This is a genomic window from Calothrix sp. FACHB-168 (assembly GCF_963889195.1).
Classification (GTDB): domain Bacteria; phylum Cyanobacteriota; class Cyanobacteriia; order Cyanobacteriales; family Nostocaceae; genus Aulosira; species Aulosira anomala_A.
On record NZ_CAWPNJ010000043.1, the window covers coordinates 1 to 19,121 of the forward strand.

A 19,121-nucleotide genomic window follows, 5' to 3' on the forward strand; every position below is an offset into this window, starting at 1 on the left:
ACCACAATCTACTTAATTCGTTGATTTTTCCATTTTTGGGTGTAAAGCTTGTCACTCAGTTATCCTGAGTTACTTTGTCATGTGTTTAGTCTAAACTCCAGTTCTAGGGTATTGCGTCAAAATTGGGATGCTCCCATTAGCGGGGGAGTGTCAATTATGCAACACCTTAGTAGACTTCATCAGATTTGATATCTAGCAAATCAATTAAACTTGCTCATCAAATCGGGTGCGAAAACCTCCATATTTCAGCCAATATTGTTTCAAATTGTGGCAAGGTGTATGCAAACTAGCTCTTGCCCGATAAAGAATTACTTGACGATGAGCGCCCATCCAAATTTTGTCCACTGGATCGACGGTAATCACAGTACCTCCCAACGCAGCCACACATTGAGAAAAACGCTCAATCGCACTGTAATCTACAGTTTCAAAAACAAAGAAGTTACCAGAACAAATTAAATGTCTGCTGCGAATCCAGCATTGCATTTTTTTCTGTGCTTCTGGGGGTAGCATATTCGGCTTAATGCCCAGATTGGCTAGAGAAGTTTCATAGGATGTTTGGAATTTCATGAGCGAAACTCTCCCTTTTTTCAAACCGCAAAGGCCCAAAGGTAGACCCCCAAATCTGCTCGTGTGTATTCACATCTAGCCCTCTATCAAGGCTTACCCAAGTGCTTTGGGTGATTTCAACGTAACTGTGGAGATAAGTCTGACAGCCATTTTTTTCGATTAAGCATAAGTTTCCCGGTTCCACACCGCCAATAAATCTATCTCCCTCGCGTTGAAAAATCATTGAGCAGTGATATCGGCGTTCTATACAATCTGGGGTGATGGTTTTGAGAATGCTTAATTCGCGGGCTGCACCAGCATATAAAAGAGGGTTTTTTAAACTGTAATTTTCGATATAAATTTGATCGCCGTTATCGACTAAACGATGCACACCCTGTCGATAAGGTCGCCACAAATCATAGTCATAAACTTGTTCGGAATAAAGCCCAATTCCTGAGAAGAATTCAAAGGCTAAGGGACGAAAGAATACGTGAATATGGGCATAATCTTTAGGGTTTTCGTATGCCTGTTGATAATTGCTGAAATCACCTGCCATCCAACGAGCTAAGGTAATTAAATCATTCGATACAGTTTCGCGAATATGTGGTAATGAAGAGGTCATAACTTAATGAGGATAAATAAACAATTAGGAGAATGAAAATTTCAAATGATGACCTTAACTTGTGAAAAATGACATAGCAAAGCTAACGCGATCAGTATCTCTTGAAACTGCACGTTTTGATGTTGTATCTATATGACTAGAAATGACTAGTGCTGTATTTTTGGATCTATCGTTGACGGTTGACGGTTGACGGTTGACTGTTGACTATTGACTGTTGACTGTTAAGAGAGATTTTCATGCTTTGGTGTGAGATTTGATGGTGAATGGGTAACTTAACTTTGAACACCCTGGCGAATTTCTGAAGAAAAGGAAGCTGTGACAACTCCTGAACCGGCGCTGGTTTTAATTAGGGAAACTCGACAACGCACGTTGGGGTTAACAAACCAGATTTTTTCTTCGGCGGCGGCGCGATCGTAGGCGGTTGTCAGGACAAATGTGCCGTCTTCTGTTAAGTAATAGTCGCCAGCAGCCGCGATGGTTTCTGCATAGCCTTGATCGCGTAGGAGTTTACCGCGCTGGGGATCGGTAGGATCGGGAATGGGAACGAGAATACAGCTACCTTTGATTTCATTGTCATCCCAATCTGATTGTCCTTCCCAACTCATGCGAAATGGGGAAACTGCTGTCTGTGGATCGATGTTATAGCTTTTACATAAGTCAATTACGGCTGGATCGTCATCTGGGAGAGCGATAATATCTATCTCGGACTGTACGGCTTCAAAGTGGCTGAATGCTAAATGATGGGCGCTGCGTTGCGATCGCCAACGCCCTAGAGAATTTGCCACAAACTCTGTAATATTCATCAACTCTTTGGTTTTTGCAATGGGAGATTTTTCAGTGATTTTTAGCACAATTTTTGATTAAAAAGCTTAATTTATTAAGGGTGGGCATTGCCCACCCAGTTAAACATTACACAATTTCAGTAATGCTGACGATTTTGCCAGAAGTGCGATTAATCCGTTGAATTTGTGGAGTCATCTTACTAGCTGGAACAATGTACTCTGTAGTACTAATGCGGCGGGGGCTGTCAAATTTGCTACCTTTAACCAAAATTTTGAACCGCTTTTCTGTACCAGAACCAATCACAGTTGATGAAGAGGGTTTAATCGCATTGGCGCTGTTGGTAGCTACAGCGTATACCAATTGAGCAGATTTAACCGCGCTGTCAATTTGAGCAGGGCCGCGATCGAGGGCAAATATCCGGTTGTAGCCTACTTGCTTGGGATTAGCAGCGCTATTCTTACCGCGATAGTAGGGTACGATGTTTTCGCCAAAGGCTGTTTCGTATTCATTACTATCGATGTAGGAATCAATTTCCGCATCGTAGCCTTCGGCTACAGTCCGAATAATATGCTCAGAAACTTCCCGTTGATCTTGGGGTGCGCGTCCTAGCAAGTGTAAGAAGTTCAGTTCTACAAACCGGTAGGGAGCGCAGGACGAGAAGTAGCGATTGCGATAAAAATCAGACTTCGCAACAGCGCGAACAAATTCCCGTACAGAGATAGAGCGATCGCACAATTGTGATTCTGCTGTCACTAACCGCTCACTCTCCATGACATGAGGGTTGCCTAAAACTTGTTTGTAAACTGCGCGAATGATTGTTTGAACTTCTTCTAAGCTACTAGTCGGCCAAAGTTCAAGAATTGTCTGGGATGTCATTGAAATCTATCTCCTCTATTTTGCTAATTTTTCAGCTGATTTAGACAGGAGTGATGCTGGCAATTACGCCGCCTTGTTGGTGAATCCGTTGATACTCTTGGGAGAGCTTATCGTAGGGCACCAAATAGACTTGGTTGGAACGGCGGAACTTGGAAATACTGTTGAAGGTTTTGGCGCGATAACCTGTGACTTCAATCCGGTAAACTTTACCACCTGCACTGCCATCGACTCCCAGACGAGTAACGGAACCAGTAGGACGAGCAGAGAACACTGCACCCTTACTAGCAGGTGAGACTACTGGTGTGGGAATACCTTGAATCACTAGGGCATTCAGCTTGGGAGCCTTACCTGATAAGTCACCCTTCAAGCTGCTGCTAGAAGCACCCCGCACCAGTTGGAAGGTATGGGTAAATTGCACCATGCTGGTACAAGCTTCTGTCTTATAGCCCCGGATATAGGGAACAATATTTTCCCCAAAGGTGGATTGATACTCATCGCTGTCGAGGTAAGAATCAATCTCAGCTTCAAACCCTTGAGTATCTAGAATTGTGCTGTGGGCACGCATTTCTTCTAAATCCAGTGGTGGCCGACCTAACAAATGGCGAAAATTGAGTTCAATCGCCCGGTAGCGCGCACAACTGGTAAAAAAGCGAGAACGATAAAGTTCAGATTTAGCCACGGCTCTGACAAACTCGCGGACGCTCAATTCACCCCGCTTAAACTGCGATTCGGGCACAGTGAGGCGCTCGCTTTCCATTACATAGGCATTGCCCAATACTTGCCGATAGACTGCCTTAATGAATGTTTCTGCTTCTTCTTGCGAGCGGCCTGCTACCCACTCAACGGGAGGGGTTTCATCGAAGAGGCTAACTCCCAAGCGTGAAGCTGGTCCAAATGGCATTAATTGTTTCTCCTGTTAACGAAAGTTTAAGAAAACTGTTTCAATTTGTAAATTAAATTCAGATTAATCGTCCAGGTCAAGCCAATCGTGGGATTGATTTGTTGCAAGCAAAATTTCCAGCTTTCATAAACATGAAAGTTGTAATGTCCTGGACGATTAAGCTTCTTAGCGTTTTATACGCTTTGTTATGATCATTTTCTTACGACCGAGTAAAGATGTGCATCAAGATTTGTAAATCTTGATGAAATGAGAGACTTTTGCACTCGGTTTGCACAAATGATTATTTTTGGGCATGGGGCATGGGGCATGGGGCATTGGGCATGGGGCATTGATCAAAGACGCGATGAATCAAAGACGCGATGAATCACAGACGCGATGAATCGCGTCTCTACAATTGTCATCCTTTCTCCTACTCTGTCGCTCCTGCTTGGATTAATAAATCTGCTGCTTGGGCTGCACGAAAGGAATTGCGGGCTTCACTCAAGGCTGTAGCACCCCAGCGATTTTTGGGGCGAAAGTCTGCGCCATGTTCTAGCAAAATTTTCATGGTTTCTAAATCGCCTCTGGCGGCTGCCATCATGAGGGGAGTCCAACCACCGAGGTTTTCTGTATTTACTTGTGCGCCTAGTTCAATCAATGCTTTGACGGTGTATGTGTGCCCATTATCGGCTGCTAAGTATAATGCTGTGTCACCGATGTTATTGGTGGCATTGATTTCAGCACCCATTTTTACTAAACGTTGCACAATATCTGTTTGTCCGCGCCGTGCCATTGTCATCAGCACAGTCTCGCCGTAGGAATTGCGATCGCCAATAGTCGCACCACGATCTAGCAACAACGATACAATATTGCGGCGATCGCCTTCTGCGGCAAACATTAAGGCTGTGTAACCTGTGGGATTTTTGACATTGACATCAATATTATGAGCTAGCAGCAATTCTACAATCTCGAAATAACCTTCACTAGCTGCCCACATTAATGCTGTATTACTGGCTCCCAAGGCTGTCACGCCTCCAGTGGTATTAGCGTCTGCACCTTGAGCTAATAAGCTTTCTACAGATGCAATATCACCTTTGACGATCGCGCGGATCAAATCTTCGTTGAGAGAAGGCATTGGTAATTATTTAGTTCAAGTTTGCTTGAATTCTACTTTGAAGATACTATCTGCGGCTTTTTGAGCAATGGTAGCATCCCAGGCGATCGCCTGCAAAAATGCTTCACCAGATGCAGTTTCGACTACATCCACACCCCAGTTGCCCGGTTGCAATGCATCAGGAGAATCACTAGTAGGTGGGGTTGTTTTGATACCACCCAAAACTAAAATTTCCGGGTTATTTTCTGCACTTAATTGCTGTAATCTCCGCTTCTCGGCTAAGGCTTTGGCACAGAGTTCGCCCACTTGCTGCGGCGAAAATTCATTACTAGGGAATAAAATTTCTACAGTCCAATGGGGATGATTCACCAGTCTACATTTTAGGTTTTCATAGGCACTCAAACCTGATTGAAACACCTCCGCAAATTCTTCGCGACTGAGGGCGGGTATAGTATCAGGAGAAACATTAAAGTTGTGAGAGAGCAGCATTCGCCCTGAAGATTGATTAGGCATTGAGATTCAGCATAATTACAGCTAGGGTTTAAGCGACTTGAGGCCTAGCAGATAGCTTCTGATATGGGTATTACATCATGCTATGGGCAGGTTGGAAAACGCTTCAAGTCATTCCTATTCTCTAACTTTAGTAGGGTTAAACACCTAAATCCAATTCGTTAAGTTTAGTAACGTTACGGTGATTAATTTAAATTGCCTAACTGCAATACTTGATGAATTTGGAATAATTTATGACTGCTTACACAAGCCAAGCTGCAAAACATGCTGAAACTTTTAAGCGTCTATCTGTAGACGATCAACTTGCTGTGTTGTGGTACGTCTACGGTTTTATCTGTAGCGAATCAGGAATGAAAGAGCCAAATGGTACGGCTCCTGACAACTCTGATGAGTTGTTTAATAAAGCTCAAGGTATGTCTCAAGATGAGCAATTGCAATTGATGCGTGACTTGCTCAAGGGGACAAACACAGACGTAGCTGGTGAATACAATTCTCTAACCAATAACACCAAGCTGGCTTTTTGGTATCAGTTAGCGCAAGGGATGGAGCGCTCGGAAATCATCCAGGCTCCCTCGGATTATCAACCCTCCTCAGAGGCTAAGTCATTGATATCAGCACTCAAACCAATGGGATTTGAACAGCAATTTGTTTTTCTCCGCGACTCTTTACTATCAGACGGTGGTAAGCCTTCTGTAATGTAAGTCTGATAGATGGTTGAAATGGTCAAACTTCAATGCTGAAGCTAATTTTAATGAGTGTACATAGTCAGTAAAGAAGTTGAGCAAAAGTTTTTTGATTACCTAATCCGTTTCCTACATTGAAGTAAGGAAACCCAGTTTAAAACCCTCTTCTACGTAAATAGAAGAGGGTTTTAGGACAATAATGTTCATAATATAATGCAGCGATCGCACCAGCGACACATCAATATATTCTAGAGGGCATGGCATTGCCATGCCCCTACAATCTGTCCTATTCTTTGTTCAAATTTGTATTATCAAAAAATCAACATTATTGATTTATTTGTAAATAAAGTTATAGTTTTGCGCTTTTGCGATCGCTTTATGCAAAGCATGATGCTAGTAGCCTGATATTTGAAGACTATTCCCAAATGTTAAATTTTCCAACATTAACTTAATCACATTTGAACTTTAGATAAGTTCAGTAAAGAATGAAAATAGTCCTTTTGCAGATAGATGCAGGTGTCAAAACGTTCTTATAAGCAGCGATCGCTATTTGGCGGGAAAAAGTCGAAACAGAAACGACGCATTCACAAGCGTCTGCTGAACAGTTTATATAAAAACGCCCATGATGCGATCGCCCTAATTGACGATCGCGGATTTTTCCTAGATTTAAATATTGCTGCTTGTGAATTACTCGGACTCACCCGTAAGCAACTCAAAGGACAAGCTTTATCTAATTTCATCACGGCGGAATTTACTCGTCAACTCAAGTCTGTGAGTTGTCTACCGAAAGAATCATTGATTGGGGAACTGTTAGTTGCATCTGCTAGCCAAAGCCGGCGAGAGGTGGAATATACTTTAACGCCAAATGTTCTTCCCCGTTGTCATTTACTGCTGTTGCGAGATATCAGTCAGCGCCGGGAATCGATGCAAGCGGAATTACGCCAGCAACAGCAACGGGTGGAATTATTTTCGGAAGTGACGCTGAAAATTCGTCAGTCGTTACAGCTTAAGGAAATTCTGCATACCACCGTCACGGAAGTGCAACGGATTCTCCAAGCCGATCGCGTGCTAATTTATCATGTATTGCCGGATGGTACAGGTAAAACCATCAGCGAATCGGTATTACCAGATTACCCCACACTCATGGATCTGGAATTTCCCCAAGAAGTTTTTCCCCTGGAATATCAACAATTGTATGCTCAAGGACGGGTAAGAGCGATCGCAAATGTTCACGATCCGGCGGCTGGTTTGGCAGAATGTTTGGTGGAATTTGTCGATCAATTTGCGATTAAAGCGAAATTAATTGTCCCCATCGTCCAAAATCTCAATGCAAGCGCTCAAAATCAACTTTGGGGGTTATTAATCGCCCATCAATGCAATAACTATCGCCATTGGGTAGATTTTGAATTGGAATTGATGCAACAATTAGCCGATCAAATTAGTATTGCCTTATCTCAAGCCCAACTTTTAGAACATTTAGAAGAAGTAGTCGCCGCCAGAACTTCAGAGTTACAAGAGGAAATTAACGTGCGGATGCAGGCGGAAGCAGCATTGCGACAGAGTGAGGAACAACTGCGCTTAATTACCAATGCTTTGCCTGTACTCATTGCTTATGTAGACGATCGCCAACAATATCGCTTTAATAATCAAGCATATCAAGATTGGCTGGGACAATCCCCCAAAGAAATTTATGGTTCCCATCTGCAACAGGTTTGGGGCGAAGATTGCTACCACAGAATGCAAGTTTATGTGCAAAGAGCTTTATCTGGGCAAGCCGTTAACTATGAAAATGATATCGTTTTAAAAGATGGCAGTTCGCGTGCGGTTGATGTGACTTACATCCCTGATGTTGATGATCAGAAGGCAGTCAAGGGATTTTTTGCTTTAAGTAGCGATATTAGCGATCGCAAAGCCATTGAACGGATGAAAGATGAATTTATTTCCATCATCAGTCATGAATTGCGCACACCCCTAACTTCCTTGCACAGTGCCCTAAAAATCTTAGCTACAGGGCGATTGGGCAATCTTTCCGCAGAAGGGCAACAAATGCTAGGCATTGCCGATGACAGCACTGAACGCTTAGTACGCTTAGTTAACAATGTCCTTGATTTACAGCGCATTGAGTCTGGTAAAGTGATCATGGAGTGTCAAGCCTGTAATGCGGCTAATTTGACGATCCAAGCTGCAGAGGCAATGCAAGCAATGGCACAACAGCAAGAAATCACTTTAGTTAAACAACCCCAGGATATCTCAGTTTGGGCAGATGCCGATTACATCTTACAAGCTTTAACAAATTTAATTAGCAATGCTATCAAGTTTTCATCACCAGGGGGAACTGTTTGGCTGACTGTAGAACCAGAACAAACTTCCCCAAACTTCCCCAAAGAAGTGGTATTTCGGGTACGAGACGAAGGGCAAGGCATTCCCGCCGATCAACTTGAACGAATCTTTGAACGGTTTCAACAAGTCGATTCGTCAGATTCCCGGAAAAAAGGTGGTACTGGTTTAGGGTTAACAATCTGCCGCAAAATTATTGAACAGCACAACGGCAGAATTTGGGCAGAAAGTACTCCAGGTTGCGGTAGTACCTTTGCCTTCACATTACCTACCCTTGACAGCACCCAGATTTCATGAGGGGTAATTTATGGAAAAGCGAATTTTAATTATTGATGACGAAGAAACAATTCAAACCGTTGTGCAATTCGGCATCAAAATGGCTGCGGGATGGGAAGTATTCACGGCTAGTTCCGGCTTTGAAGGTATCCAGACTGCACAAACTCAAAAACCTGATGTAATTCTGTTGGATGTGATGATGCCAGATATGGATGGTATAGCTACCTTTAAAGAACTGCAATCTCATTCAGAAACCGAACAAATTCCGGTAATTCTGTTAACTGCTAAAGCACAAACAGCAGAAAAGCGTCAGTTTAATGATTTAGGCGTGAGTGGCGTGATTACCAAACCCTTTAACTCCTTGGATCTCCCAGAGCAAATTAGTAGAATTCTCCATTGGTAATACCAATTCAAAATTCAAAATTCAAAATTCAAAATTAAGACAGAGTAAGCGTTTCACTGATTTGGAATGGTATGTTTATTTATGCTGTGATGTACTCGGTAAGACAGATTTTCAGGTTTGGTTGTGGGATTTTTTTATGAGGGGCTAACTTGCCCATTTTCCCATTCGCTCATTCCTCTGCACAAATTTTGCACAAACTATGCGCCAAGGTAAATATTAATTCTTTTTTCCAGAGAAGTCTATGTTGAAATCTATGTCAGCCTCCATCAGAAACCGTCAAAATCAATTAATTCGCAGATTAGCCGATTCTATTGAAGAAATTTGGCAAAAAAATCTAGATTTGTCACCTTACTCTGTACCTGAAGGTTTAGGGTATGTTGAGGGACATCTAGAAGGCGAACGGCTCATCATTGAAAATCATTGCTATCAAACACCGCAATTTCGTAAACTGCATTTAGAATTGGCTCAGGTTGGCAATGGATTAGATATTCTCCACTGTGTCATGTTCCCCAATCCTGAATATGCCATTCCCATCTTTGGTACAGATTTAGTTGGCGGGAAAGGCGGAATTAGTGCAGCGATCGCGGATTTGTCTCCTATTAGTAGCGATCGCACTCTCCCATCTAGCTATTATCAAAAATTATCTGTATTATCCGCCCTGGAGTTTTCTCAACCACGCGCTTTACCAGAGTGGGGCGATATTTTTTCCGAATTTTGTCTATTTATTCGTCCCGGAAACCCTGAAGAAGAAGATAAGTTTCTCAACCGAGTTCGGGAATTTTTAACCATTCATTGTCAAATTGCTAGTCAACAAACACCGCTCACATCAAATCTAGATATTTCCAAAGTACTTGCAGGGCAACGAAATTACTGTACCAAACAGCAACAAAATGATAAAACCCGGCGTGTTCTCGAAAAATCCTTTGGTACAGAATGGGCAGATCGCTACATGACAACTATGCTGTTTGACTATGTAGCATAAAAATGTCATTTATAGCTTTTTCATAATAAAAATTTACCTTGTCGATTTACTATATCCCCGATTTCCTCCAAGAATTCGGGGATATTTAATTGTCAGTTGTCAGTTGTCAGTTGTCAGTTGTCAGTTGTCAGTTGTCTTTTATTCCAATGCCCAATGCCCCATGCCCCATGCCCATTTTCAATTTATCGAAATAACTTTAACTGCTCAATCAAACAATCGAAATAAGGTGCAACCATTTCTTGCTGTTCTGGTTTTACTCGCTTTAAACTAGCAGCTTTAATACCTTCTAACCCCACCACCATTGCATCTAAAGGTACTTGCAATTCTTGATACAACAGTTTCATATAGTGTAATCCATCAGCGCTTGTATAGTCAGCATGTTGACCAGATATACCGTAAGTAATACAGCGCAGAAAGTGCCAAAAATCACGCCAACAAGCCTCTGCCCTAATTGAAGGGTAGAGTCCGCCACCGGGTTGAGTAATGTTGGGAAATTGAGTTAATACTTGGCTTCTGGCTTCATCTATAATTTCCTGGACGCGATCGCGTAATTCTTGACTTACAGGAATGAGCGCTGTATGTGTAGGTACAAGCTGCTGAATCTGCTGCAAATCCTCATCGGTGAGATACCGTCCCTCATCGTCAGCCGCCTGGAATAGCTGAATAGCCTCTGGTGTATGAGTATTTTGCCAAGTAGCAAAACTGACAATTCTGGCTTTTATAATCAATTCTCGGACTTTTTCACTCAATTGTGGCTGAGTCATGGTCAAAATTATTAATCGACTGTTGGGAAGGTAAAACTTTTGCTCTGTTTCAAATTTCCAGCAAAGCTGTTAGTAACTTATGAGTAACAATTTAGCGCTAATTTGTTAGCAAACTCAACAGGCAAACTATGAACAATTTAGAAGACTATATATTTAACGCTTACCTCAAAGGAGAACGCTTTCCCATTCCTGAAAGGCTGTAACTTACAGGAGTTTTCACCTATTTGAACCACATCTGTCGTAGGGAACACCAGTAAAATTATTGTATGTACCAAAAGATTGTCAATGCCGTGCCCCTACAGCGTGGTTGATTTACCTGAAAATAGCTGTAATTTAAGAGTGCAAAATATCATAAATTTTATGGATCTCAGTCAAATCGAAACCGAACTGCAAAACTCAGATTTTCAATACCGCCTGAAGGCAATTTCCGCCCTGCAAGATTATCCGGCTGATGTCGCTGTTCCTTTACTTAGCCGCCACATTCAAGATCCAGAATTTTTGGTACGCACCTTTGTAGCTAGGGAATTGGGTAAGCAAAAAACCTCAGAATCCTTTGCCGCTTTGTTACAAATTATCAAATTTGATAACACGCCCAACGTCCGCGCCGAAGCCTGTAATTCCCTATCCTTATTTGGTAAAGTTTCTGCCTCTCATTTAGTGCAAACATTTTTGCGAGACGATCACTGGTTAGTACGTCGTAGTATTTTAGCCGCCTTAGTAGAAATGGATTGCCCGGAAGAAGTTCTAGAAGTGTGTCTTCTGGGCTTAGACGGCGACGATGCAGCAGTTCAGGAAGCATCTGTTGATGGTTTGGGGTGGTTAGCAAATTCTCGCCAGTCTGCGGCGGCTTTATCTCAACTTCTAATTCTGAAAAATTCTGCATCTGAATATATCCGAGTGCGAGTTGCTTATGCCCTCAAGCATTTTAATAACCCTGAAGCCAAAGCAGCCCTTGCAGAACTCAGACAAGATACCGATCATCGCGTAGTCGGAGCCGCAATGGAAACTTTAATTTCTTGAGGGGGAATTGGGGGAATTGGGACATCCAATTTTTTAAATACCCAATCAATTTGTAGTGCGAGCATCTTGCTCGCTGGTGTTCAAAAGCGAGCAAGATGCTCGCACTACAGAATTTAGACTTACTAATCATGAGTATTATTGTTTTTGGCAGCATTAATATAGATTTAGTCGCCACAGTTCCCCGATTACCAATGGCGGGAGAAACATTATTAGGGCATAACTTTGTCCAAATTCCCGGAGGAAAAGGCGCAAATCAAGCGGTAGCATTGGCACGTTTACAAGTTCCTACTTATATGGTAGGGCGTGTAGGGACAGACAGTTTTGCTTCAGAATTAATCTACAATTTAGAAAATTCTGGTGTAGATACTAGCAATATTTCGATTGATGATAATGTCAGTTCGGGAGTGGCGCTGATTGCTGTTGATGACAAAGGTGAAAATCAAATTATTATTGTTCCTGGTGCTAATGGGCGTGTCAATCACGAAGATGTAGAACGATTATCTGATTTATTACCAAATAGCACCGCCTTACTTTTACAATTTGAAATTCCCATCGCAGCTGTAGTAGCGGCGGCGAAAGCAGCCCATCAAGCAGGGGTAAAAGTAATTCTCGATCCTGCACCTGCACAATCTCATGTGCCAGATGAACTTTATCCATTAGTAGATATCATTACACCCAATGAAGTAGAAGCAGGGCAATTGGTGGGTTTTCCAGTGAATAATGAAGAATCAGCAAAAGCAGCAGCGACAATTTTATTACAACGGGGTGTGAAAAGTGCGATCGTCAAACTTGGTGCAAAAGGTGTTTTCTGCGCCACTGCTGAGGAAAGTTTCTTTGTACCCGTGTTTCCCATTCAAGTTGTAGATACAGTTGCGGCGGGTGATGCGTTTAATGGTGGTTTAGCCGCCGCACTTTATGAAGGACTTTCTTTACATCAAGCGGTTGTGTGGGGTGCAGCTGCGGGTGCTTTAGCTGCAACAAAAGCAGGCGCGCAAACTTCGTTACCTGATAGGTTAACATTTGAGGCGTTTTTGCAGGAAAGGCGGTAAGGCATCAAGTAAAAAGAAGTAGTGCGAGCATCTTGCTCGCGCGGGCAAGATGCCCGCACTACAAATATTAAATTGTTCAACTTATTTTTACACGACTCCTAAGATACAAGGTTGGGTAGAAGGTCGTAAAACCCAACAATTTTATCTGCGAAAAACACTAAAATGAGTACGTGATTTACCCAAATGAGTAGGCGAAATAGTATTTTACCTGCGGAAAACACCAAAATGAGTGCGTGATTTACCGAAACGAGTAAGCGATATGGCTTTTTGAGTAGGTGAAATAGTATTTTACTTGCGCAAAACACAATAATGAGAACTCGTTAAGCCTTAACGAGAAGGTAAAATGGCTTTTTGCTTACTTAAAACACAAAAATGATTACTTGATTTCGATAAACGAGAAGGAAATTGCCATTTCTCTTTACCAAAAATTTAAAAATCAGTCCTCAATATGTGTAAATGATAAAGCTAGCGCATTTTCCGCAAAAAAAACAGATTGTAGGGGCACTGGCACTGCCATGCCCTCTAGTAGTCTGTCAATTTTGTTTTGAGGGGTTTTTGGTAGTGCGGGCAGCGTTCGACTGAGCGCTCACGCCGAAGTCTTGCCCGCGTGAGCGAGACGCTCACACTACTGTCCCTCATTTCAACCCTGACAGACTACTAGAATATATTGTCAGGACACAGCAAAACCCCGTCTCTTCACAAAAAATCTATCGATATTAGAGATTGCCTAAATAATGACAAATGACAAATGACGAATTACGAATTATCTTTCCCCAATCAATGTAAACGCCGCCCAATTAACAGGGTTCGGAAACTTCTCCTTAGTCTTCAACATCGCTTGACGCAACGCCAACGCCTTATCAGGCTGAGTTTGCAAACTTTTATAAAACTCCACCATTAAATATTGTGTCGGTTCATCCGGTACTTGCCACAGCGACACCAACACGCTAGGAACCCCCGCAGAAATCAACGAACGCGACAACCCAATTACCCCATCACCGGAAAGTTTGCCTTTTCCCGTTTCGCAAGCACTGAGAACGACTAATTGGGCTTTTAATTTTAAATCTAAAATTTCCTCAGCCTTGAGTAAACCATCATCATTAAGCGATGGTGCAAAAGCAATCCAGCTACCCAAACCCCGGTTATCATCCGCCCAACCGTGTGTAGCTAGATGAATCACATCGAATGAAGATAAGCGTTGCAATATATTGGCTTTCGTCGCCTCTTTACCCAAAATCGGCTGAGTTTTTAACATCTTAGCAATTGTTTTTGCTTCAAGTTCCGCCCCTGGGAGTGGCTTTAACTTTGTTGCAGGTTTATTAGGTTCTGTAGATACTAAAGGCATAGTAGGATTACCGACAATCAAGGCGTTATTATAATTAGTTCGTCTCCCTGCGCCTAATTGATGAGTAAAGTCTAACACCTGAATTGCTGGGGCGGTAAGAATAGTGTGTTTTTCCATTATTGGTTTACCTTGTTCATCCATTAGTGCAGGAAAAGGAACAAGAAATAAACTACTTTGAGGAACGAAAGTTACAGGTTGATTGGGGTTGGTTGGTAATAAGTCAGCTATGGGTTTAATTAATAATTGATGGAGTTTTTGTAAGTTTTCTCGTTGGGCTTTTTCATTATTAGGGTTATTGAATTGTGATTCAAAAATACTCCTGTCGTCATCAACTACACCCAAAGAGTTGCGGGTGCTGGAAACTAATTCAGCTAAAGTTGTATTATCTTTTTGCCACAGGGGTTTAAGGTCAACTTTGCGGAATGTAGCTTCACCTGTAGGTTTGACAACCCAAATATAGAGGTCTGATTCTTTAGTTTTTCCTTTACCAGGAAATTTGAAATAATCATAAATAATAGAATATTGTATGAGAGTGGCATTTTGCTGTTTAGCAATTTGTTTAATCTCGGCAATTGTTGGTGCTTGGGGTGATTTTTCGGTCTGTTTATTATTAGTAGATACACGAGATGCTAACAATTCAACAAACGCCCTAGCGCGACCGCGTTCGGCAATTTCTAAAGCAGCATCAGTTTTATTTTGGGCGATGAGAACTTGTTGTAAAAGTATGTAGATGCTCTTTTGGGTGTCAAATAAAGATACTTTGTTGCTATCAGGTAAGTTTTTACCTCGCAGAGATTCTTTAACCTTAATTCCCTCATACAAAGTTTTCTCTGCCGCGCTGAGATTACCTTGTTTGTAAAAAGCCAGTCCTAGATTGTTTAAAGACTCTCCCTCCCCTTGACGGTCTTTAATTTCCCGGGCGATCGCTAATCTCTGCTGGTGGTAGTCTATCGCTTTTGGGTAGTCTCCCAACTGAAAGTAGGCAAGACCGAGATTTCCCAGCGCCGTACCCTCCCCGAGTTTATCTTTGATTTCTTTGGAGAGCGCTAAACTCTGCTGGTGGTACTTTATCGCTTTTGGGTAGTCTCCCAATGCATCGTAAGCATTACCAAGATTACCCAGCGCCGCACCCTCCCCGAGTCTATCTTTGATTTGTTTGGCGATCGCTAATCTCTGCTGTTGGTAGTCTATCGCTTTTGGGTAGTCTCCCAACTGAAAGTAGGCAACACCGAGATTACCCAACGCCGCACCCTCCCCTAATCTATCTTTGATTTGTTTGGCGATCGCTAAACTCTGCTGCTGGTACTCTATCGCTTTTGGGTAGTCTCCCAATGCATTGTAAGCATTACCGAGATTACCCAGCGCCGCACCCTCCCCTAATCTATCTTTGATTTGTTTGGCGATCGCTAATCTCTGCTGGTGGTACTCTATTGCTTTTGGGTAGTCTCCCAAAGAATAGTAGGCAATACCGAGATTACCCAGCGCCTTTCCCTCCCCGAGTCTATCTTTGATTTGTTTGGCGATCGCTAAGTGTTGCTGGTGGTACTCTATCGCTTTTGGGTAGTCTCCCAAAGAATAGTAGGCAATACCGAGATTACCCAGCGCCTTTCCCTCCCCGCCTCTATCTTTGATTTGTTTGGCGAGCGCTAATCTCTGCTGGTGGTACTCTATCGCTTTTGGGTAGTCTCCCAAAGAATAGTAGGCAATACCGAGATTACCCAGCGCTTTACCCTCCCCTAATCTATCTTTGATTTGTTTGGCGATCGCTAAACTCTGCTGCTGGTACTCAATGGCTTTTGGGTAGTCTCCCAAAGTATTGTAAGCAACACCGAGATTACTTAGCGCCACACCCTCCCCTTGACGGTCTTTGATTTCTCTATAAATAATTAGTGCTTGTTGCCACGATCGCAATGCTGCTTCAAATTGACTGGTTTGAAACTGCTGATTACCTTGCTCAATCAGTCTATCAGCTTCGGCTTGTCTAGCTTGTGGTGTTTGCGCCAGTACTCGTAATTCTCCCGGCGTTCCACAAAGGCTGGAAGTTATCGGTGTGGAAACTGTGGCGATAACTAGGGCGAGAAAACTTAGACCAATTTTGTGAAAACGCATATTAAAGGATGAAGTTATGGCTGGATGAGGATTACAGCAGTTTCGGTGATAATTGAACCACAGAGCCTTTCGTAGGGGCACGGCACCGACAATTTTCTGGTACATATCATAATCTGGCTGATGCCGTGCCCCTACCGCGTGGACTTAAAAACATCTGTCAGTAATTAAGTTATGCTTTTTAGCTGGGTAAAAATGCTAAAGATTTGATGAATTTGGCTAAGTTTTGGCATATATTAACCACAATACCCCCGTTATTTGATGGCTTACTCTTACATAGCTCTAAGCAGGGTGAGGTTATGCAACTTTCAGACACCGTTGATTGGCGATCTATATTTTTCTCTCGCTTACCCGATATACCACCCGCAGGCTCAAAGCCTGGGGCTAACGCTACAAAGCCCACCTGCGTGGGCTAAGAAAATTTAAGCCCACGGAGGTGGGCTTTGTTCAATTAGCCGCACCCTTCTAGGGTGACGGCGGGATTGCGGGATCAGCCAGCAAATCCTCGTAGGGGCGGGGTTTCCCCACCCCTACAATTTGGGATAATTGATTTTTTGTAATTCCCTAAGTCTTCACCATCAAACCTTAGAGGATGTTTTAAAAGTTCTGTCGCTGGTAGCAAAACCTTTCAGATCCCCCTAAATCCCCCTTAGAAAGATTTATTCTAATTTTCTAGCCAATTATGATTAATTTCAATGCCTCTGCTTGCCATTGTTTGTATAAATAAATCTGTCGGTAAAGCTTCTTCTACAGGTGAAACACCAGGTTTTATCAATTTATCTTCGAGTAGTAATTGCGCAATACTACCCGTACCACAACCGGAAGCTAAGGCGGTATTTTCATAGACTAAATTTGCACAATAAATACCTGTTTTACCATCTTTTACTCCGGTAACTTCGGCGCGTACTGCTACCCCAATTCCCGTAAAAGGATTAGTAACATCTGTCATCAAATGACTGACATGAGATAGAAATTCAATTGTGCCGCGACTTTGCATTAACCATTTAGGAAAGACATGGGCAGCTATCCAAGTTAGGTGATTATAAAAATCGGGTATTGAACCAAATTTTGTAATTACCGTTTTCACTGAAGGAAAAGAATGAGGCATTGTGAAAGTTTCTGGCATATCAAACCAATAAACCCCACTACGTCCATAGGGAGCGGGAAAATTAATAATTTCTCGGTCACTGTAGGGTTTTACTAATTGCCAATTACCATTTATCCAAGCTTCAAAATTATGTTGTAAACCCAAAAAAGTGGTGCGCATAACTGTAACGCCAGCACCGCCAGAACCAGATACTAAATAACTGAGATGAATTTTTTCTGGTTTGTCGAATTGCTCAACACATTGCCGCACCATGCTGTTAGAAATACCAGGGAAAATTCCCGTATTAATAATAGCTGTGACATTAGCAGCCGCAGCCTTTTCGTTATACTCTAAAGCCTTACTCGTATAAGAACGGTGATCGCTAACATCTAAATAGTTAACACCTTGTTCAATACAAAATTGAAGAACATTAGTATCGCGGTAGTGAAAAGGCCCAGCACAGTGAATGACTAAATCAGAATTAGCGATCGCTTCTCGCAGTTTATCAACTTCCGCCAAGTCCAACAATAAAAACTGTACATTTGTGCCTAAATTCCAGTTATTTTTGCTACTTAGCCACTTGGCATCATCCCCCTCAGCCACAGGAGAACGCCCAGTAATTGTAATTTCTGCCTGAGTGTGGGTGGCTAGATCCTGAGCAACACTGCTACCAATCCTTCCCCTACCTCCAAGAATCAAAACGCGGTTTGTCATGAGTACTGCTGGTCAAAACTAGATTTATTGCATCAATTTTCCGTTCCGCTTGTCATCAGCAACAAGTAAGACATTGGGTAGTAGGTAGGTAGTAGTTGAGGGGCTAGGAAGTAGGGAAGGGACACAATGCTCAATGCCCAATGCCCAATGCCCCATGCCCAATGCCCCATGCCCCATGCCCAATGCCCCATGCCCAATACCCCACTAAACCTTGTCTGGTTAACCGCCCCAGGATTAGACTCCCTTTATGAGAAAAAATTTTATAAAGTAAAGATAAGTAAAGAAAGTGATAAAAATGGCAGCTTTAACCTTAGAAGAAATTTCTGCTCAGTTAGAAAGTGCAAATTTACGCGATCGCATGGTAGCTTTGGCTAATCTCCGCGATATTCCTTCTGAAGATGCCGTACCTTTAATTAAAAAGGTGTTGAATGACGACTCTCTGCAACTGCGTTCAATGGCAATTTTCGCCTTGGGAGTGAAACAAACACCAGAAAGTTACCCGCTTTTAGTCAAAATTCTAGAAACTGACCCAGATTATGGCATCAGAGCCGATGCTGCTGGTGCTTTAGGATATTTAGGCGATCCGAGAGCTTTTGAAGTGCTATCACGGGCGTTTTATGAAAATACTGATTGGCTAGTCCGCTTTAGTGCAGCAGTTTCTCTGGGCAATATTCAAGATCCCCGCGCCCATGCCATTTTAATTGAAGCGCTAGATAGTAAAGAAGTCATAATACAACAAGCTGCGATCGCAGCTTTAGGAGAAATTAAAGACATCGAATCTGTAGATCTCATTCTCCGCTTTGCCCAAGCCGAAGATTGGCTAGTAAGGCAACGCCTTGCCGAAGCCTTAGGTAATCTGCCCACACCCAAGAGTCTCTCCGCCTTAAAATACCTCGAAAAAGATAGCCATCCCCATGTTGCCGAAGCCGCCAGAATTTCCCTGCAACGGCTAGAAAGCACCAGCAATTAAATTGGGTGGTCAATGGTCAATGGTCATTGGTCAATGGTCATTTGCCCCCCTTCC

18 protein-coding genes are annotated in these 19,121 nt (G+C 42.6%); 8 read left to right on the forward strand and 10 right to left on the reverse strand.

Translation table 11 applies throughout. The features are described from left to right. Window positions 1-204 precede the first annotated feature (204 nt). The 7 genes from AACW45_RS24945 to AACW45_RS24975 form a co-directional block, all read right to left on the reverse strand. Window positions 205-567, reverse strand: a complete 363-nt coding sequence (locus AACW45_RS24945) for a CpeR family transcriptional regulator (protein ID WP_242045640.1) — start codon at window positions 565-567, stop codon at window positions 205-207. Beyond that, window positions 545-1,168 (reverse strand): chromophore lyase CpcT/CpeT, encoded by a 624-nt coding sequence (locus AACW45_RS24950; RefSeq protein ID WP_190635405.1) that lies wholly within the window; start codon window positions 1,166-1,168, stop codon window positions 545-547. The genes AACW45_RS24945 and AACW45_RS24950 overlap by 23 nt, the downstream gene beginning before the upstream one ends. Window positions 1,169-1,440: 272 nt before the next feature. Beyond that, a complete protein-coding gene (locus AACW45_RS24955) occupies window positions 1,441-2,019 on the reverse strand; it encodes a phycobiliprotein lyase (RefSeq protein ID WP_313933803.1) in 579 nt (192 codons plus the stop codon). 58 nt (window positions 2,020-2,077) lie between these two features. Then, the gene (locus AACW45_RS24960) at window positions 2,078-2,827 is read right to left on the reverse strand and encodes a phycobilisome rod-core linker polypeptide (protein ID WP_190635408.1); all 750 of its coding nucleotides are present in this window, start codon (window positions 2,825-2,827) and stop codon (window positions 2,078-2,080) included. Between the two features lie 40 nt (window positions 2,828-2,867). Next, entirely contained in the window at window positions 2,868-3,728 is an 861-nt protein-coding gene (locus AACW45_RS24965) for a phycobilisome linker polypeptide (protein WP_190635410.1), read from the reverse strand. 409 nt (window positions 3,729-4,137) lie between these two features. After that, entirely contained in the window at window positions 4,138-4,842 is a 705-nt protein-coding gene (locus tag AACW45_RS24970; protein ID WP_190635411.1) for an ankyrin repeat domain-containing protein, read from the reverse strand. Between the two features lie 15 nt (window positions 4,843-4,857). Further along, window positions 4,858-5,334, reverse strand: coding sequence for a DUF2656 domain-containing protein (locus tag AACW45_RS24975; protein WP_242045641.1), 477 nt, complete (start codon window positions 5,332-5,334; stop codon window positions 4,858-4,860). Window positions 5,335-5,564: 230 nt separating this feature from the next. Here AACW45_RS24975 and AACW45_RS24980 point away from each other — a divergent pair, with 230 nt between their 5' ends. The 4 genes from AACW45_RS24980 (at window position 5,565) to AACW45_RS24995 (ending at window position 10,012) form a co-directional block, all read left to right on the forward strand. Then, window positions 5,565-6,032, forward strand: a complete 468-nt coding sequence (locus AACW45_RS24980) for an orange carotenoid protein N-terminal domain-containing protein (RefSeq protein ID WP_190635415.1) — start codon at window positions 5,565-5,567, stop codon at window positions 6,030-6,032. A 498-nt stretch (window positions 6,033-6,530) separates the two neighbouring features. Beyond that, window positions 6,531-8,648, forward strand: a complete 2,118-nt coding sequence (locus AACW45_RS24985) for an ATP-binding protein (protein ID WP_313933804.1) — start codon at window positions 6,531-6,533, stop codon at window positions 8,646-8,648. 10 nt (window positions 8,649-8,658) lie between these two features. Then, window positions 8,659-9,030, forward strand: coding sequence for a response regulator (locus tag AACW45_RS24990; RefSeq protein ID WP_190538865.1), 372 nt, complete (start codon window positions 8,659-8,661; stop codon window positions 9,028-9,030). Between the two features lie 241 nt (window positions 9,031-9,271). Next, window positions 9,272-10,012, forward strand: coding sequence for a phycocyanobilin:ferredoxin oxidoreductase (locus AACW45_RS24995; protein ID WP_190538864.1), 741 nt, complete (start codon window positions 9,272-9,274; stop codon window positions 10,010-10,012). A 182-nt stretch (window positions 10,013-10,194) separates the two neighbouring features. Here the strand turns inward: AACW45_RS24995 and AACW45_RS25000 are convergent, their stop codons facing one another. After that, window positions 10,195-10,776, reverse strand: a complete 582-nt coding sequence (locus AACW45_RS25000) for a phycobilisome protein (RefSeq protein ID WP_190635418.1) — start codon at window positions 10,774-10,776, stop codon at window positions 10,195-10,197. Between the two features lie 360 nt (window positions 10,777-11,136). On the opposite strand from AACW45_RS25000, the gene AACW45_RS25005 reads away from it, so the two are divergent. Continuing rightward, the gene (locus tag AACW45_RS25005; protein WP_190635420.1) at window positions 11,137-11,796 is read left to right on the forward strand and encodes a HEAT repeat domain-containing protein; all 660 of its coding nucleotides are present in this window, start codon (window positions 11,137-11,139) and stop codon (window positions 11,794-11,796) included. Between the two features lie 128 nt (window positions 11,797-11,924). Then, window positions 11,925-12,845, forward strand: coding sequence for a ribokinase (gene rbsK / locus AACW45_RS25010; RefSeq protein WP_190635421.1), 921 nt, complete (start codon window positions 11,925-11,927; stop codon window positions 12,843-12,845). Between the two features lie 763 nt (window positions 12,846-13,608). Here rbsK and AACW45_RS25015 read toward each other — a convergent pair. After that, window positions 13,609-16,299, reverse strand: coding sequence for a CHAT domain-containing protein (locus AACW45_RS25015; protein ID WP_190635423.1), 2,691 nt, complete (start codon window positions 16,297-16,299; stop codon window positions 13,609-13,611). 661 nt (window positions 16,300-16,960) lie between these two features. Then, window positions 16,961-18,097, reverse strand: coding sequence for a saccharopine dehydrogenase family protein (locus AACW45_RS25020; protein WP_190635424.1), 1,137 nt, complete (start codon window positions 18,095-18,097; stop codon window positions 16,961-16,963). Between the two features lie 147 nt (window positions 18,098-18,244). On the opposite strand from AACW45_RS25020, the gene AACW45_RS25025 reads away from it, so the two are divergent. Both AACW45_RS25025 and AACW45_RS25030 read left to right on the forward strand, forming a co-directional pair. Further along, entirely contained in the window at window positions 18,245-18,472 is a 228-nt protein-coding gene (locus AACW45_RS25025) for a hypothetical protein (RefSeq protein WP_190635425.1), read from the forward strand. Then, complete coding sequence (locus AACW45_RS25030; RefSeq protein WP_190635426.1) at window positions 18,393-19,067, forward strand: HEAT repeat domain-containing protein; 675 nt, start codon at window positions 18,393-18,395, stop codon at window positions 19,065-19,067. The genes AACW45_RS25025 and AACW45_RS25030 overlap by 80 nt, the downstream gene beginning before the upstream one ends. The last annotated feature ends 54 nt before the right edge of the window (window positions 19,068-19,121 follow it).

Coding starts and splice junctions, on each gene's coding strand:
- AACW45_RS24945 (WP_242045640.1), bottom strand. CDS start 567: ATGAAATTCCAAACATCCTATGAAACTTCTCTAGCCAATCTGGGCATT.
- AACW45_RS24950 (WP_190635405.1), bottom strand. CDS start 1,168: ATGACCTCTTCATTACCACATATTCGCGAAACTGTATCGAATGATTTA.
- AACW45_RS24960 (WP_190635408.1), bottom strand. CDS start 2,827: ATGACATCCCAGACAATTCTTGAACTTTGGCCGACTAGTAGCTTAGAA.
- AACW45_RS24965 (WP_190635410.1), bottom strand. CDS start 3,728: ATGCCATTTGGACCAGCTTCACGCTTGGGAGTTAGCCTCTTCGATGAA.
- AACW45_RS24970 (WP_190635411.1), bottom strand. CDS start 4,842: ATGCCTTCTCTCAACGAAGATTTGATCCGCGCGATCGTCAAAGGTGAT.
- AACW45_RS24975 (WP_242045641.1), bottom strand. CDS start 5,334: ATGCCTAATCAATCTTCAGGGCGAATGCTGCTCTCTCACAACTTTAAT.
- AACW45_RS24980 (WP_190635415.1), top strand. CDS start 5,565: ATGACTGCTTACACAAGCCAAGCTGCAAAACATGCTGAAACTTTTAAG.
- AACW45_RS24990 (WP_190538865.1), top strand. CDS start 8,659: ATGGAAAAGCGAATTTTAATTATTGATGACGAAGAAACAATTCAAACC.
- AACW45_RS24995 (WP_190538864.1), top strand. CDS start 9,272: ATGTTGAAATCTATGTCAGCCTCCATCAGAAACCGTCAAAATCAATTA.
- AACW45_RS25000 (WP_190635418.1), bottom strand. CDS start 10,776: ATGACTCAGCCACAATTGAGTGAAAAAGTCCGAGAATTGATTATAAAA.
- AACW45_RS25005 (WP_190635420.1), top strand. CDS start 11,137: ATGGATCTCAGTCAAATCGAAACCGAACTGCAAAACTCAGATTTTCAA.
- rbsK (WP_190635421.1), top strand. CDS start 11,925: ATGAGTATTATTGTTTTTGGCAGCATTAATATAGATTTAGTCGCCACA.
- AACW45_RS25015 (WP_190635423.1), bottom strand. CDS start 16,299: ATGCGTTTTCACAAAATTGGTCTAAGTTTTCTCGCCCTAGTTATCGCC.
- AACW45_RS25020 (WP_190635424.1), bottom strand. CDS start 18,097: ATGACAAACCGCGTTTTGATTCTTGGAGGTAGGGGAAGGATTGGTAGC.
- AACW45_RS25025 (WP_190635425.1), top strand. CDS start 18,245: ATGCCCCATGCCCAATGCCCCATGCCCCATGCCCAATGCCCCATGCCC.
- AACW45_RS25030 (WP_190635426.1), top strand. CDS start 18,393: ATGGCAGCTTTAACCTTAGAAGAAATTTCTGCTCAGTTAGAAAGTGCA.